The organism is Streptomyces sp. NPDC006207, assembly GCF_040613835.1.
Taxonomy (GTDB): domain Bacteria; phylum Actinomycetota; class Actinomycetes; order Streptomycetales; family Streptomycetaceae; genus Actinacidiphila.
Genome location: NZ_JBEXSX010000054.1, coordinates 1 through 15371, shown reverse-complemented (window position 1 = coordinate 15371; position 15371 = coordinate 1). Strand labels below are relative to the sequence as shown.

Genomic DNA, 15371 nt, shown 5'->3' with positions numbered 1-15371 from the left:
GCTACTTCGTCAGGGCGCCGACGACGGCGTCGACGTACGACTCCATCGACTGCGGGCCGCCGAACATCCAGATGCCGTCGGGCAGCCGGTGCACCTCGCCCTTCTTCACGAACGGCAGGGACTTCCACACGGAGTTCCCGGCGAGGTCGTCGGCGAACGGGTCGCTGCCCTCGCTGTCGCTGCCGATGTAGGCGAACTGCACGTCACCGAGGCCCGTGAGGCCCTCGACGTCGGTGGCGGCCAGGCCGTAGTCCTTGTCGCCCTCGATCTTCCAGGCGTTCTCCAGGCCGAGCGCCGTGTTGACGCCACCGATCAGGGAACCGGCGGTGTAGGGGCGGACGGAGATCTGGTTGGAGGCGACGTAGCCGTCAGCGAACGCGATCCGCGTGCCGGCCAGACCCGCGTCGGCGAGGGCCTTCCTCCCCTCGGCGACCTTGGCGTCGTAGGCCTTCTTCGCCTCGTCGGCCTTGGCGGTGGTGCCGGTCGCCTCGGCGATGAGGTCGAGGTTCTCCTTCATCCGCCCGACCGGGTCGGCGGCGTCGGCGGAACGCACCTCGAGGACCGGGGCGATCTTCTTCAGCTGCTTGACGGCGGCGTCCGGGAGGTCGGTGGTGGCGACGATCAGGTCCGGGGAGAGCGAGGCGATGGTGTCCATGCTGGGCTCGCCGCGGGTGCCGATGTCCTTGGGCTGGTTCTTCAGCGGGACGACCGTGTCCCAGGTGCCGTAGCCCTTGACGTCGGCGACGCCGACCGGGTCCACCCCGAGCGTCACGAGGGACTCGACGACGTTCCACTCCGTGCCGACGACCTTCTTGGCGGGCCCGTCGAGGCTGACCTCGGCTCCGCTCGCGTCGGTGAGCGTGAGGCCCTTGGTGTCGTCCTTGGCGGCGCCGTCCGCGGCCGGCTCGGTCGTGCCGCAGCCGGCGAGGGCGAGTGCGGCGGCAGCGGCGGCGATGACGATGGAGCGTCTCATGGGGTGGTGACGGGCCTTTCGTTGCGTGCGTGGTGGCGGCCGACGGCGCGGGTGCGCAGCAGGCCGGTGAGCGGATCGGTGTCGACTTCGACCCGTATCCCGTAGGCGTCGGTGAGGCGTTGCGGTGTCAGCACGTCCTGGGGGCTGCCGTCGGCGGCGATCCGGCCCGCCCGCAGCAGGGCGATCCGGTCGGCGACGGCGGCCGCCTGGTCCAGGTCGTGCAGGACGACACCGACGGCGATGCCGTGGTCGTCGGCCAGGTCCCGGATCAGGTCCAGCAGTTCGACCTGGTAGCGCAGGTCGAGGTAGGCCGTGGGCTCGTCGAGGAGGAGCACACCGGTCTCCTGGGCGAGGCAGCTCGCGAGCCAGACGCGCTGGAGCTGGCCGCCGGAGAGGTGCTCGGCGCCCCGGGCGGCGAGGTCCGCGACTCCGGTCAGCGCCAGCGCGCGGTCCACCGCGGCCGGGCCGTCCGGGTCGGGCCGGCCCCAGCGCCCCCGGTAGGGGTAGCGGCCGAACTCCACGACGTCCCGTACCGTCAGCCCGCTCGGCGTGGGGCGCCCCTGCGTCAGCAGGGCCACCCGGCGGGAGAACTCACGTGCCGTCAGGGCGAGCCCGTCGGCGCCGGTCCCGTCGTGCGCGTCGATCGTCAACGTGGCGCGGCGGGCCCGCTGCAGGCGTGCCACGGTGCGCAGGAGCGTCGACTTGCCGCTGCCGTTGGGGCCCACCAGGGCGGTCACCTCACCGGGCCGGAGGGTGATCGCCGCGTCATGGACGACGTCGACCCCGTCGTACGACACGGTCACGTCGTACGCCGTCAGCCGGTGACCACGCAGGCCTGAGGCCGCGGCAGTGTCTTCCGTAGAACTCACAAACGAAGGTTAGCCTAACCTAATCTCTGCCCGGACCACCTCCCCCTCACTTCGGTAAACTTAGGCTAACCTTCCTGCATGGCGAAGACCCCGCGGCTCATGCCGCAGAACCCCAGGATGTTCCGCGCCGAGGTCGTCAGGACCGAGCGGGTCTCCCCCTCCCTGCACCGCGTGACCGTCAGGGGCGCGGACCTCGCCGACTTCCCGTGGCTGGGCTACGACCACTGGTTCCGCCTCTTCATGCAGCTCCCCCACCAGGACGCCCTGCGGCTGCCCGAGTTCTCCGGGGCGCGCTGGTGGCAGCCCTACCTCGCCATCCCCACGGCCGAGCGTCCGCACTACTCGAACTACACCGTCGCCGCGTTCCGTCCCGAAGCGGCCGAAATGGACATCGAGTTCGTCGTGCACCGCGCCCCGGACGGCGAACTCGAGGGCCGTGCCGCGATATGGGCCTGCGACGCCCGGCCCGGGGACGCGCTGGCGCTCCTCGACCAGGGCGTCATGTTCGACTGCCCCGAGGACGCCTCCGAGGTCCTCGTCGTGGCCGACGAGAGCGGCATGCCCGCCGCCACGGGCATCCTGCGCTCCCTCCCCCGCGGCACCGTGGGCCGACTGATCCAGGAGATCCCCACCCCGGACGACCGGCGCGACCTCGACGCGCCCCCCGGGATCGCCGTCACCTGGGTCGTGCGCGACGACCCGCACGCGGTCCCCGGCTCCGTCGCACTCGCCGAATTGCGCAAGCACACCCCGGTGGACGCCACCGGGTACGCCTTCGTCGTCGGCGAGCAGAGCCTCGCCACCAAGGGACGCCGGCACCTGCACCGCGCCGGCCTCCCCAAGGACCGCATCACCTTCTCCGGCTTCTGGCGGCACGAGGCACGCCACGAGGACGCCTGACCCCCGCCGTGGGACGGAAGCGCCGCCTCGGCCCCGCGCACGCAGGGCACTTCGCGCACGGAGGGCGCACAAAGGGAACAATTGAGCCCTGTACGCGCTCCCTCAGGTACAGGGAGAATGCGTAGCGCAAGCGATCATGCGACCGGCACGCGCGCCGTCCGGTCGCCGACTCCCGGAAGGCGGGTCGACAGCCGTGCTGCTGCATCTGCCCACGTCCGTGCCCGAAGCACAGGAGTTCATGGCCCAGGGGGCGGTGCCCGTCGGCGGGGCGACGCTCGTGTGGGCCACCTGGCAGCGCGACGGCTTCCCCGAGCAGGCCATGTCGCTGCGCGATCTGCCCGAGGCCAACACGGTCGGACGCGAGGCGCTGGGCGCGGCGGTGGTGCTGAACCGGATCGACGACCGGGTTCCGGAGGTGCTGCGACGGGCGGCCGCCGGTGTGGGCACCGGTGCCGTGCGGCGGACGGCCACCGTCGGCGGCAACCTCGTCGGCAGCACCCTGCGCTGCCTGCTGCCCGCCGCCCTCGTCCTCGGCGCCCGCGCGATCACGCTGGAGCCGGACCGGACCCACGAGACCGATCTCGTCGAGGCCGTGGCCAAGCAGCACCTCCTGCTCGGCATCCGCTGGCGGGAGCCGCTGGTGAGCACGTACGAGAAGCAGTCCGGCGAGGCGGGCGGGCCTCCGCCCCTCGTCGTCGCCGCCGCGGTGCACGCCGCCGACGACGGGCACCGTCTGCGCGTCGCCGTCCGCGACGGCTACGAAGTGCTCGGCGGTAGCGCCCCGTTCGGCGGCGGCACCGCAGCGGCCCTGCACGCGCTGGAGGAGACGGACCTCGCCGCGCTCCACCCCGCGGCGTGGGACGTGGTGCGCCGGCAGGTCACCGGACTCGCCGGACGGCTCCCCGGCTCCTGACCCCCGCACGGGCCCCGCGATCTCGCCCGCCGCATCGGGTATGACCCGGCGCTCCCGGTTGTTGATGAGTGCGAGGGCCCGCGCCCACCCTGGCGCGGGACCTCGCCCATCTCCCACCGGATCGGAAGAGGCGAGAGCAGAGATGGCTGACACGCCGGAAGACCCAGAGCACGGGGCGTCGTTCGGCATGGTCCGGAGCGGGCCGGCCCCGGCGCGGATGTGCCTCATCACGCCCGGCGGCGTTTCCACGGTCGAGTTCGTCCTGGAGCCGTCGGTCGGCCTCCGGTGCGCCCGGATGGAGGGCGCCGCGGCACTGGCCCTGAACCGGTGGCTCCACGACGCGGACCCCTCCCGGTACTTCGAGCTGCGGATCGCGTTCCTGCAGTTCGAGTACAACCCCGGTCACGAGTCCTTCGCCGCCGACGAGGTCCGGGCGCTGCGCGCCCTCCTGGAGGAACAGCGGGGCACCGAGCGGTGGAACGACGCCCTGGCGAGCCTGCTCGCCAGGCTGGAGGCCTGCGAGGCGCAGCTGTGACCGCCGACGGGTGAGGTCAGCCGGCGGCGGGCGGAAGGAGGCGCCGGGTACTGACGCGGCCTCCCGGCTGCCGGCCACGCCCGTGAGCCGATGCAGGGCCAGATCAGGTCGATGCGTTCCTGGGCGATCGGGTAACCGGCCCTGGCGAAGTGGGCGGCCATCGGTGCGTTGGTCTGGTCCGTCCCCGCCACGATGCGGTCCACGCCCTCGTCGGCGAGCTTGTGCGTAGCCTCGACGAGCAGGTCGTAGGCGTATCCCTGGCCTCGGTGCTCGGGCACGACGCCGATGTAGCCGATCAGGGGGTCCCCGTAGTGGCGGCCGGGGACGCTCAGCCCGACGAGTTCCCCGGCGGAGTCGTAGGCCAGGCGCCACCACTCGCGCGGGCTCGGCAACCAGCGCAGATAATCCAGTTCCTCCTGGGCGGCCGCCTCGAGCCCGGAGGTGGCGACGGTGCGGCGCACATGGGCGTCGAGGCTGCCCCGGTGGATGCGGCGGAAGACATCGAGGAATACCGCGTCGTCGGGCTCGGGACGGAATTCGAGGCGGCCCGGGCGCGCGGGCACGCCGCAGTCCGGCGTCCAGCGGTAGCGGAAGCGCTCGACCAGAGGGGACAGACCCGCGGCGACGGCCGCGTCGATCCGGGCCTGGGCCTGCTCCCGGACCGCGGGCACGTCGCGCCAGCCGGGCCCCAGTTTGAGGGAGTACTGGGCACGCAGCGGCGAGGTGCGGAGCAGTTCCACGGCCGCACCGGCGTCGATGAAGTCGAACCAGTCCAGGGCGAGCGGCTTGTCGTCCTTCGGCCCGGCCCACCATGCGGCGCGCGCGACGACGACGCCGTCGCGCAGTGCCACCCAGGTCCACTCGGGGCGGTACTCACCGGCGGCGGCCATCTCACTGTAGGTGTCGCCGAAGGCGGCGAAGCCGACCAGACCGGGATCGGGCAGGGATTCAAAAAGCGCTTCCTCGCCTGCGGCGAGGGGGCGGATGACCAGATCGGTCACGCGAGGTCCTTCCGGGTAGCGACCTGCTCCCGTTCAGATCCTCGGCGCCCTCGGAACGGGGTGGGAGCACATGAGAGTTGGCTGGCTCACGGTTCCCACCTCCTTTTGCGATCGAGGACGCGAACGCAGCGTAACAGCATGATCGAATCGCCGGCAAGGTCCCGTACGACCCTCCGCCCGGCGGTTCAGCCCAGGGCCCGGCATACGCCGTCGAGCCGCAGGCGGTTCTCCTCCACAGTTCTCGGCGACGTCGATCGGTACCCGTACCGCGACCTGGGTCGACGGCGCCTCGTGGACTGTCACCTCCACCGGGTCGTCGGGGACGATGTCCAGCCACGCGGTGCGTCCGTCGGGCGGCCACTCGACGCCCTCGCCGGAAGCGAGGGCGTCGAGGCAGCGCGCCCAGTCGTCCAGGTAGTCGACCGAGACGTCCAGCCTCACGCACCCGCTGACGAAGTCGCTCTCCACCACGATCTCGGCCCCGTGGTACCGGTCCCGCCGATGACCAAGGGCGGACCGCCTTCCATCCGGACGCTGACGCTATGCGTCCGGTCGTCGAAACGGAAGAGCTCAAGTCGCTGCGCGTCGTCCGTCATGTGTGCCTCACGTCCCGCCGGTCGAGCGCGAGGGTCCAGGTGTGGACGGTGTGCGTGGTGGGGTGGTCCGGGCGGGGTTCGGCGATGACCGCGGTGAGGCGGTCGCCGTCGCGGCGCAGCGAGCTGATGCAGCCGGACGCCTTGTCGGGGGCGATCGCCAGCAGTTCGGCGAGGACGGTGCCGTCGAGGCGGCGGTCGACGGCACGGAGCACCCCTGCGTCGAGCAGCAGGACCGTCCCGTCCTCCAGCACCACCGGCCGCGGCGTCACCGGGCCGGAGAGCCGGGGACCGCGCTCGATCACACCACCGGGCAGCAGCCGGACCACGCGGCTCGTGGTGGGGTGGCCCCGGTCGGCCTCGACGACCCGGATGCCGGTGCCGACGACGTAATGGCCGTAACTGCGCCAGGAGTCCACGGTGGCGCCGTCACGGTCGTGCTCCCAGGTGTCGAAGAAGTCGTAGCCCGCCAGGCCGAGCACGAACCGTCCCCCGCGCAGCGCGGCACCGCGCTCCCCGCGCAGTTCGGCGACCAGGGTGCCGTCCGCCAGGTCGAGCAGCAGGGCAGGACCGAGGAACCCCCAGGGCGTGTACTCCAGGGAGTCCGTGGTGACCAGCACCCTGCCCCCGGCAATGTGCGCGGCGTTGGGACGGCCGGCGCACGCATGGGTCCAGCGCGTCCGTCCCGAGACGTCGACACAGCTGATCTCCCCGGTCGTCCCCTGGATCCGCAGGTCGTCCCGCCGCGCCAGCGGTCGCCCCTCGGGCGGCCGCGACGGGTACGGCGGCCTGCCCACCGCGCTGTGACGGTCCACCACGGTGACGCGCCACCGACCGGGGTCCGCCCCCTCTGCGCGCCTGCTTTCCTCGGGTATCGGCATGGCCGCGATGCTAACCGCCGCGCAGGGCACGGCGACACGGTTACCATGCGACCGTGATCAAGGTGCGGGCCATGCGCATGGACGACGTCGACGCCGTCTCCACGATCCGGGTGAGGGGCCGGCAGGCGGCGTACGCCGGGATCGTGCCGCGGAGCTACCTGGACGCGATGAGCGTCGAGGAGGACGCGGTCCTGCGCAGGAAGTGATTGACGACCGCCGGGAACCGCGTGGAGGACCTCGTCGCCACCGAGGACGGCGTCGTGACCGGCTGGGCGGCCCTCGGGCCGCGCGCCGGGGAGCCCCGGGAGCCCGGCGCAGGCGTCGCCTGCGAGCTCTACGCCCTCTACGTGCGGCCGGACCGCATCGGCACCGGCACCGGGCGCCGGCTGATGTCGGCGGTGCGCTCCCGGGCGGCCGAACTCGGGCACCCGCGGCTGGAGTTCTGGGTGCTCGCCGACAACGCCCGCGCACGGCGCTTCTACGCACGCGCCGGGTTCTCGCCCGACGGCGCCGAGCAGGTCGAGGAGTACGACGGCGTTCCGCTCCGGGACCTACGGTACGCGGGCGACACGAGCGCGCCCGCCTGAGCCCGGCGACGCAGCCGTGGCGCCGCACCCGGTCCTGCCGGGCACGGCGCCACACCCCGCCTCGTGCTTCCGCCTACTCGTCGATCGCCGCGCCGAACTGCGCGTTGGCCGAGGGAGCGCCCAGGGTCGCGCCGTCGTACGTCCAGGTGCCCTGGGCGACCAGCCCGGAGGACGACGCGGGGACGACCCAGACGAAGCCGTCGTTCGTGTTCTCGCCCGGGGCCGCCGCGAGGAGGCCGAAGCGGCCGTCCCTGTCGGCGTCGACCAGCCGGATCTGGCCGCCCCAGCGGTCGGAGGCCTCCGCGGCGCCCGGGATGCCCGCGGTGTTCTGGTCGAAGCTGCGCGCTCCCGTGGCGGTGAGCCCGCCCGGTGCGCCGCGCAGGGTCCAGACCGCGCCGGCGTCGGCGACGGAGCCGATGTCCTCACCGGGGGCACCGATGGCCAGGTCGGGAAGGCCGTCGCCGTTGGTGTCGCCGGAGGACAGTTCGGCGCCCCAGCGGTCTCCCGCCTCGGAGACGCCGGGGACGCCGGCCGAGTCCTGGGTCCATGTCTGCGCCGGGGTGGGGTCGAGTCCCGACAGGTCGCCCCTGCCCAGGTGGACGGTGACGGATCCGCCGAGCGCCGAGCCGGTGCCCGTGTCGCCGATGGCCAGGTCGTCCTGGCCGTCGTGGTTGAAGTCGCCGGAGGCGACCGCGGGTCCGCCCTCGAAGGTGCCGCCGTCGCCGAGGTCCTCGACGCCGGGTGCGCCGTGCAGGACCTGGGTGACGCCGACCCCGGGCTGGTCGCCCGTGGTCACCCCGGAGATCGCCAGGTCGGCCCAGGAGTCCTCGTTGTAGTTGCCGTGGCTCAGGCTCCGCAGGGCGAGGCCGGTGTCCTGGGCCGTGCGCTCCAGGGCGCGGACTCCCCGGTCGGCCTGCCGCAGGCGCGGCGCGGCGGTCCCCGGCTGGGCGGTGAAGAACAGCAGGGAGCCGTTCTCCAGGACGGCGATGCTGTCGCGCAGGTTGGCGTCGGGGTCCGAGGGATCCGGGGCGAAGTACCGGGCGGCTTCCACCGCCCGCCCGAAGTTCGCGCCGGCCCGCGGCTGGTCGGGGTCCTCCAGCCAGAAGCTGTCGCCGCCGTGCAGACCGGTCGGGGAGCCCCAGAAGACGACGGCACCGCCGGCGTCGGAGAGCGTGCCCAGGTCCTCGCCGGGGATGCCGACGATCGCGTCGTCGTAGCCGTCGTTGTCCAGGTCGCCGGTGGCCACGGCCTGTCCGAAGCCGTCGCCGGCCTCGGCGGCGCCCGCGACGCCCGAGGTGCTCTGGCTGAGGACGGATCTCTTGGTGGTGCTGAGGCCGCCCGACCCGCTGTACTGCACGGTGACGTACCCGGCGCCCTTGGCCCCGGACACGGTGGCTCCGGGGGCGCCGATCAGCACGTCGTCGTACCCGTTGCCGTCGAAGTCGCAGTTGCGCTGCTGCCACCCGATCGACGGGAAGGGCACCGCCGCCTGTGCGGCGGGGGCCGTGAGGAGCACACCCCCGCCGAGGGTGAGGAGTGCCGCGGCCGCGAGGGCCGCGCTCTTGTTGTGACGCACAGAAGAACCTCCATGGTCTCCTGGGTTGCCCTCGGCGTCCCCCGCGCCCGCGTCGAGTCGCCCGCGGTCGGGTGGCGTCCGGCCGGCAACGCCCGCTGTTCCGTCACCCGGAAGACACATGACGTTCGCCCAGGGTTGTAGCGACCGGGGTGGCCGCCTCCCGGCGCGGGCGGTCGCGACAGGCCGCCGACGGTCGTCGTGGGCCGCCGCTGCCTGCGTCTTTGACCGCGATTTGCCGCCAGGGGCACTGGTGCGGGGCCGCCCCGGGGATTCAGGATGATCCTCATGCCCGAATCCACTGCATTCCACGACCTGACGGCGTTCCTCGCGCTGCCCCGCGTCTCCTCGCTCGCGCTGTCACCGGACGGGACCCGTCTGGTGACGTCGGTGCAGGAACTGTCCGCCGACCGTACCCGGTTCATCGGTGCCCTGTGGGAGGTGGACCCGGCCGGGGAGCGTCCGGCGCGGCGGCTCACCCGCTCGGGGCGCGGCGAGTCCGCCCCGGGGTTCCTGCCCGACGGCACCCTGCTCTTCCTGTCCTCGCGTCCGGTCGCCGACCCCGGCGACGGCGAGGACGACCGGCAGGAGGCGGCGCTGTGGAGCCTGCCGGCCGGCGGCGGCGAGGCGGCGCAACTGCTGGCCAGGCCCGGCGGGATCGGCGAGTACGCGACGGCCACCGGCGCCTCCCGGGTCGCCCTGGGGGCCTCCTTGCTGCCCGGCGCGGCCGACGCGGAGCACGACGAGCGGCTGCGCGAGGCCCGCCGGAAGGCCAAGGTCTCGGCGATCCTGCACGAGTCGGTGCCGGTGCGGTACTGGGACCACGACCTGGGCCCCGGCATCCCGCACATGTTCACCGTCGCGGACGCCACCGCGGAGCAGCCCGCCCTCGTGGACTGCGGCGCGCGCCGGGCCGCCTTCGCCGAGGGTGTGGCGCTCTCCCCCGACGGCTCGCTGGTCGCCTACGCGACGGCTGTGGGCACCCTCCCCGACGAGGTCCGCTCCGTGGTCGTCGTCGCGGACGCCGAGACGGGCAAGCCGCTGCGGATGCTGGAGTCCCCCGACGCGGAGTTCGGCGCCCCGGCGTTCACCCCGGACGGCCGGGACCTGGTGTGCGCCCGACGGCGGCGCGTCACCTGGGAGGCCCCCGGTGACGTCACGCTGTGGCTGACGAGCGCCACGGACGACCAGGACCCCGGACGCGACCTGCTGCCTGATTTCGGCCAGTGGCCGGGTTCCCCGGTCGTCTCGCCGGTTCCCGGTCAGGACGGCGCCCCGGTGGTGTACTTCGCCGCCGACGAGGGCGGTCACGGCCCGGTCTTCCGGCTCTCCACCGGCAGCGGCGAACTGGTCGCGCTCACCGCGTCCGGTACGTATTCGGACGTGGTGGTGAGCCCGGACGGCGGCACCGTGTACGCGCTGCGCTCCGCCGTGGACAGCCCTCCGCTCCCGGTGCGGCTCGACGCCGCGACGCCCGGGCAGCAGCCCGTTGTGCTCCCCTGCCCCGGGCAGGACACCGTGCTGCCGGGCAGCCTCACCGAGGTGCACACCACCGCCGAGGACGGGACGGCCCTGCGGGCCTGGCTGGTGCTGCCGGACGGCGCGAGCGCCGATACCCCGGCGCCCCTGCTGCTGTGGGTGCACGGCGGCCCGCAGACCAGCTGGAACGCCTGGCACTGGCGCTGGAGCCCGTGGGTCGCGGCCGCCGCGGGCTACGCGGTCCTGCTGCCGGACCCGGCGCTGTCCACCGGCTACGGCCAGCAGATGCACGAACGCGGCTGGGCGCACTGGGGCGGCGCCCCGTACGACGACGTGATGGCGCTGACCGACGCCGCGCTGCAGCGGGACGACCTGGACGGCGGGCGCACCGCGATGATGGGCGGCTCGTACGGCGGCTACATGGCCAACTGGATCGCCACCCGCACCGACCGCTTCAAGGCGATCGTCACCCACGCGAGCCTGTGGAACATGTACAGCTTCGCGCAGGTCACGGACTTCCCGGCGTACTGGATGCGGCGCCAGGGCGACCCGCTGGTCAGCACCGAGCGGTACGAGCGCGAATCCCCGCACCTGCGGGCCGCGCAGATCACCACGCCGATGCTGGTGATCCACGGCGACAAGGACTACCGGGTGCCGATCGGCGAGGGCCTGGCGCTCTGGAACGACCTGGTGCGGTTCGAGGTCCCGGCGAAGTTCCTGTACTTCCCCGACGAGGGCCACTGGATCCTCAAGCCCAACAACGTCCGCCTGTGGTACGCGACGGTGCTCGGATTCCTGGCCCACCACGTGCTGGGCGAGGAGTGGCAGCGCCCCGACCTGGTCTGACGGCCCGCCGTCGCCGGGGCCCGGTCCGCACCGGGCCCCGGCGGCCTCCCCTTTCCCGGAGCCGGCCGGGAGGCCGGCTCGGCCTCCGTACACCCACGCGTCCGGTCGCCGACGTGACGGCGTCTCCGCCGCGGGTCTGACGCCGCTTCACACCTGCCGCGCCCGGCCGCGGCGGGTGTCCGCGAGCCCCGCCGGTCCGAAAGTCACACCAACACCCTTGACACCACCGGCGCCTTGACCCCCTACTAGCCCTTGCACAGCGAACTTGACAACGTTGTCTAGGCGCAGAAAGGGTGCTCGCGCATATGCAGCAGAGAGCTGCCCGGCACAGATGGACTTCCTCGGCGGTCGTGTTGGTGACCGCCCTCGCCCTGGCCGCGGCCACGCAGCAAGCGGCGGTCGCCGTGCCCGAACCGGGGCCGCACGTCGACACCTTCGCGTCGTCGTTCGAGTCGGGCGATCCGGCGCCCGACTGGCGCAACACGGTGGACACCGCGGCGGACGGGTCCAAGCGGGCCTCGGGCGTGGACGGTGGCTACAGCACCGGCATCCCCGGCAACCTCAACGACCACGTCACCGACATCCGCGCCAACGGCGAGTACGCGGACTCGGGCGAGGTGAAGGAGAACCTCGTCGACGCAGAGCCGGGGACCAAGTGGCTGGTCTTCCAGCCCACCGGCTGGGTGGAGTTCGACCTCGACGGCCCCGCGAAGGTCGTCACCTACGCACTGACCTCCGCCAACGACGCGGCGGAACGCGACCCGCGCGACTGGACCCTGCAGGGCTCCACCGACGGCAAGGACTGGAAGACCCTGGACACCCGCTCCGGCGAGTCCTTCCCCGAGCGGTTCCAGACGAAGTCGTACGACCTCGCGGAGCCCGCCGAGTACCAGCACTTCCGGATCGACATATCGAGGAACAACGGCGCGTCGGGCATCACGCAGCTCGCCGACCTGCAGCTGTCCACGGGCTCCACCGGGGACCCGGTGCCGCAGGACATGCTCTCGCTCGTCGACCGCGGCCCGAGCGGCTCGCCGACGGCGAAGTCGGGCGCCGGCTTCACCGGTACGCGGGCGCTGCGCTACGCGGGCCGGCACACCGGCGACGGCAGGGCGTACTCGTACAACAAGGTCTTCGACGTCGACGTCCCCGTCCGCCGGGACACCGCGCTGTCGTACCGGATCTACCCGTCGATGGCGGACGGCGACCGCGACTACGACGCCACCAACGTCTCGGTGGACCTGGTCTTCACCGACGGCACCTCCCTCAGCCGTCTGGGCGCCACCGACGAGCACGGCTTCGCGCTCACCCCGCAGGGGCAGGGCGCGGCCAAGGTGCTCTACGTCAACCAGTGGAACGACGTCGTCTCCCGGATCGGGTCGGTCGCCGCGGGCAAGACCGTCGACCGCATCCTGGTGGCGTACGACTCCCCCAAGGGCCCGGCGAAGTTCCGCGGCTGGCTGGACGACGTGACGCTGGAGCCGCTCGCGCAGGAGAAGCCGAAGGCGCACCTGTCGGACTACGCGCTGACGACCCGCGGGACCAACTCCAGCGGCAGCTTCTCGCGCGGCAACAACTTCCCGGCCACTGCAGTGCCGCACGGCTTCAACTTCTGGACGCCGGTGACCAACGCGGGCACCCTCAACTGGCTGTACGACTACGCCAAGGCGAACAACTCCGACAACCTGCCCACGATCCAGGCGTTCAGCGCCAGCCACGAGCCCAGCCCCTGGATGGGCGACCGGCAGACCTTCCAGGTGATGCCGTCGGCCGCCTCCGGCACCCCGGACACGGCACGCGGCGCACGGGCCCTGGCCTTCCGGCACGAGAACGAGACGGCGCGCCCCTACTACTACGGCGTGAGGTTCGAGAACGGCCTGAAGACGGAGATGGCCCCGACCGACCACGCGGCCGTGCTCCGCTTCACCTACCCCGGTGACGACGCGAGCGTGCTCTTCGACAACGTCACCGAGCAGGCGGGCCTGACGCTCGACAAGGAGACCGGCACCTTCACCGGCTACTCCGACGTGAAGTCCGGGCTGTCCACCGGCGCCACCCGGCTGTTCCTGTACGGCGAGTTCGACGCGCCCGTCACGGAGGGCACGTCGAGCGGCGTCAAGGGCTACCTGCGCTTCGACGCCGGCGAGGACCGCACCGTGTCGCTGCGGCTGGCCACCTCCCTGATCAGCATCGACCAGGCGAAGGACAACCTGCGCCAGGAGATCCCGGGCGGCACCTCCTTCGAGACGGTGAAGAAGCGCGCGCAGAAGCAGTGGGACAAGCTGCTGGGCCGCGTCGAGGTCGAGGGTGCCACCACGGACCAGCTGACGACCCTCTACTCCAGCCTGTACCGGCTGTACCTGTACCCCAACTCCGGCTTCGAGAAGGTGGGGTCGACGTACCAGTACGCGTCCCCGTTCTCCGCGATGCCCGGTCCCGACACCCCGACCCACACCGGCGCGAAGATCGTGGACGGCAAGGTCTACGTCAACAACGGCTTCTGGGACACCTACCGGACGACGTGGCCGGCGTACTCCTTCCTGACGCCCGGCCAGGCCGGTGAGATGGTCGACGGGTTCGTGCAGCAGTACAAGGACGGCGGCTGGACCTCGCGCTGGTCGTCCCCCGGCTACGCGGACCTGATGACGGGCACGTCCTCGGACGTGGCCTTCGCCGACGCCTACGTCAAGGGCGTGAACTTCGACGCCGAGGCGGCGTACGACGCGGCCGTGAAGAACGCGACGGTCGTCCCGCCGCAGTCGGGCGTGGGCCGCAAGGGGATGACGACCTCCCCCTTCCTCGGCTACACGAGCACCGACACCCACGAGGGCCTGTCGTGGGCGCTGGAGGGCTACCTCAACGACTACGGCATCGCCGAGATGGGCAAGGCCCTCTACGAGAAGACCGGCAAGAAGCGCTACAAGGAGGAGTCGGCGTACTTCCTCAACCGCGCCCAGGACTACGTCAACCTCTTCGACCCGCAGGCGGGCTTCTTCCAGGGGCGTGACGCCAAGGGCGACTGGCGGGTGGACTCCGCGAAGTACGACCCGCGGGTGTGGGGTTACGACTACACCGAGACCAACGGCTGGGGCTACGCCTTCACCGCCCCGCAGGACAGCCGGGGTCTGGCCAACCTGTACGGCGGCCGCAGCGGTCTCGCGGAGAAGCTCGACGCGTACTTCTCCACCCCGGAGACCGCCTCGCCCGAGTTCGTCGGCTCTTACGGCGGCGTCATCCACGAGATGACGGAGGCCCGCGACGTCCGGATGGGCATGTACGGGCACTCCAACCAGGTGGCCCACCACGTCACGTACATGTACGACGCGGCCGGCCGCCCCTGGGAGACGCAGAAGAACGTCCGCGAGGTGCTCTCCCGCCTCTACACCGGCAGCGCCATCGGGCAGGGCTACCACGGCGACGAGGACAACGGCGAGCAGTCGGCCTGGTTCCTCTTCTCCGCGCTCGGCTTCTACCCCCTGGTGATGGGCAGCGGCGAGTACGCCGTCGGCTCCCCGCTGTTCACCAAGGCGACCGTCCACCTGGAGAACGGCAAGGACCTGGTCGTCAAGGCGCCCAAGAACAGCACGCGCAACGTGTACGTGCAGGACCTCAAGGTCAACGGCCGCTCCTGGACGTCGACCTCGCTGCCGCACTCGCTGCTCGCCAAGGGCGGTGTGCTGGAGTTCGCCATGGGCCCGAAGCCCTCGTCGTGGGGCACCGGCAAGAACGCCGCGCCGGTGTCGATCACCCAGGACGACAAGGTGCCCGCGCCCCGCGCGGACGCCCTCAAGGGCGACGGCGCCCTGTTCGACAACACCTCGGCGACGGACGCGGCGGCCACGACCGTCGACCTTCCGGTGGACGGACGCACCAAGGCCGTCCAGTACACGCTGACCTCGTCGTCGGACCGCACCAAGGCCCCCACCGGCTGGACCCTCCAGGGCTCCTCGGACGGCACGCACTGGAAGACCCTCGACAAGCGCTCCGGTGAGTCCTTCACCTGGGACCGCCAGACCCGGGCCTTCTCGGTCGCCTCTCCGGGCGGTTACACCCAGTACCGCTTGGTCCTGGACACCGAGTCGACCCTGGCGGAGGTGGAACTGCTCGCCTGATCCGCTGAAGGCGACGGGGGCGGGCGCTGACCGGGCGGACGTGGCCGTTGAGTGCGGCGATGCGCTCCTTGAGCTCGTAGCCGTGCAGGGATTCCTTGAACAGGAAGCC

12 protein-coding genes and 1 pseudogene are annotated in these 15371 nt (G+C 72.4%); 6 read left to right on the top strand and 7 right to left on the bottom strand.

All coding sequences use genetic code 11. The annotated features are described in order from the left end of the window. Nucleotide 1 precedes the first annotated feature (1 nt). Nucleotides 2-973 (bottom strand): iron-siderophore ABC transporter substrate-binding protein, encoded by a 972-nt coding sequence (locus ABZ312_RS33050; protein WP_500439360.1) that lies wholly within the window; start codon nt 971-973, stop codon nt 2-4. Then, nucleotides 970-1842, bottom strand: coding sequence for an ABC transporter ATP-binding protein (locus tag ABZ312_RS33045; protein ID WP_500439359.1), 873 nt, complete (start codon nt 1840-1842; stop codon nt 970-972). Before ABZ312_RS33045 ends, ABZ312_RS33050 begins: the two co-directional genes overlap by 4 nt. 78 nt (nt 1843-1920) lie before the next feature. Here ABZ312_RS33045 and ABZ312_RS33040 point away from each other — a divergent pair, with 78 nt between their 5' ends. Both ABZ312_RS33040 and ABZ312_RS33035 read left to right on the top strand, forming a co-directional pair. Next, the gene (locus ABZ312_RS33040) at nt 1921-2742 is read left to right on the top strand and encodes a siderophore-interacting protein (RefSeq protein ID WP_500323597.1); all 822 of its coding nucleotides are present in this window, start codon (nt 1921-1923) and stop codon (nt 2740-2742) included. Between the two features lie 193 nt (nt 2743-2935). Continuing rightward, on the top strand, nt 2936-3655 hold the full coding sequence (locus ABZ312_RS33035) for an FAD binding domain-containing protein (protein WP_500323595.1): 720 nt from the start codon (nt 2936-2938) through the stop codon (nt 3653-3655). A 402-nt stretch (nt 3656-4057) separates the two neighbouring features. Here ABZ312_RS33035 and ABZ312_RS33030 read toward each other — a convergent pair whose 3' ends face one another. The 3 genes from ABZ312_RS33030 to ABZ312_RS33020 all read right to left on the bottom strand — a co-directional run bounded on the left by ABZ312_RS33030 (nt 4058) and on the right by ABZ312_RS33020 (nt 6665). Continuing rightward, complete coding sequence (locus tag ABZ312_RS33030; protein ID WP_500439358.1) at nt 4058-5191, bottom strand: GNAT family N-acetyltransferase; 1134 nt, start codon at nt 5189-5191, stop codon at nt 4058-4060. 33 nt (nt 5192-5224) lie between these two features. Next, on the bottom strand, nt 5225-5659 hold the full coding sequence (locus tag ABZ312_RS33025; protein WP_500323712.1) for a DUF5959 family protein: 435 nt from the start codon (nt 5657-5659) through the stop codon (nt 5225-5227). Nucleotides 5660-5783: 124 nt separating this feature from the next. Beyond that, complete coding sequence (locus tag ABZ312_RS33020) at nt 5784-6665, bottom strand: hypothetical protein (protein ID WP_500439357.1); 882 nt, start codon at nt 6663-6665, stop codon at nt 5784-5786. A 53-nt stretch (nt 6666-6718) separates the two neighbouring features. Between ABZ312_RS33020 and ABZ312_RS33015 the strand changes: the two genes are divergently transcribed. Both ABZ312_RS33015 and ABZ312_RS33010 read left to right on the top strand, forming a co-directional pair. Next, nucleotides 6719-6871: a hypothetical protein gene (locus tag ABZ312_RS33015; protein ID WP_500323587.1), complete on the top strand. Its 153-nt coding sequence runs from the start codon at nt 6719-6721 to the stop codon at nt 6869-6871. Continuing rightward, on the top strand, nt 6872-7252 hold the full coding sequence (locus ABZ312_RS33010; protein WP_500439356.1) for a GNAT family N-acetyltransferase: 381 nt from the start codon (nt 6872-6874) through the stop codon (nt 7250-7252). A gap of 73 nt (nt 7253-7325) precedes the next feature. Here ABZ312_RS33010 and ABZ312_RS33005 read toward each other — a convergent pair whose 3' ends face one another. Continuing rightward, complete coding sequence (locus ABZ312_RS33005; RefSeq protein ID WP_500439355.1) at nt 7326-8828, bottom strand: FG-GAP repeat protein; 1503 nt, start codon at nt 8826-8828, stop codon at nt 7326-7328. 285 nt (nt 8829-9113) lie between these two features. Here ABZ312_RS33005 and ABZ312_RS33000 point away from each other — a divergent pair, with 285 nt between their 5' ends. Together ABZ312_RS33000 and ABZ312_RS32995 are read left to right on the top strand one after the other, a co-directional pair. Next, nucleotides 9114-11150: a S9 family peptidase gene (locus ABZ312_RS33000; RefSeq protein WP_500323581.1), complete on the top strand. Its 2037-nt coding sequence runs from the start codon at nt 9114-9116 to the stop codon at nt 11148-11150. Between the two features lie 305 nt (nt 11151-11455). Next, nucleotides 11456-15262: a GH92 family glycosyl hydrolase gene (locus tag ABZ312_RS32995; protein ID WP_500356982.1), complete on the top strand. Its 3807-nt coding sequence runs from the start codon at nt 11456-11458 to the stop codon at nt 15260-15262. Nucleotides 15263-15287: 25 nt separating this feature from the next. Here ABZ312_RS32995 and ABZ312_RS32990 read toward each other — a convergent pair. Further along, nucleotides 15288-15371: pseudogene (locus ABZ312_RS32990) on the bottom strand (PadR family transcriptional regulator); the annotation flags it as partial.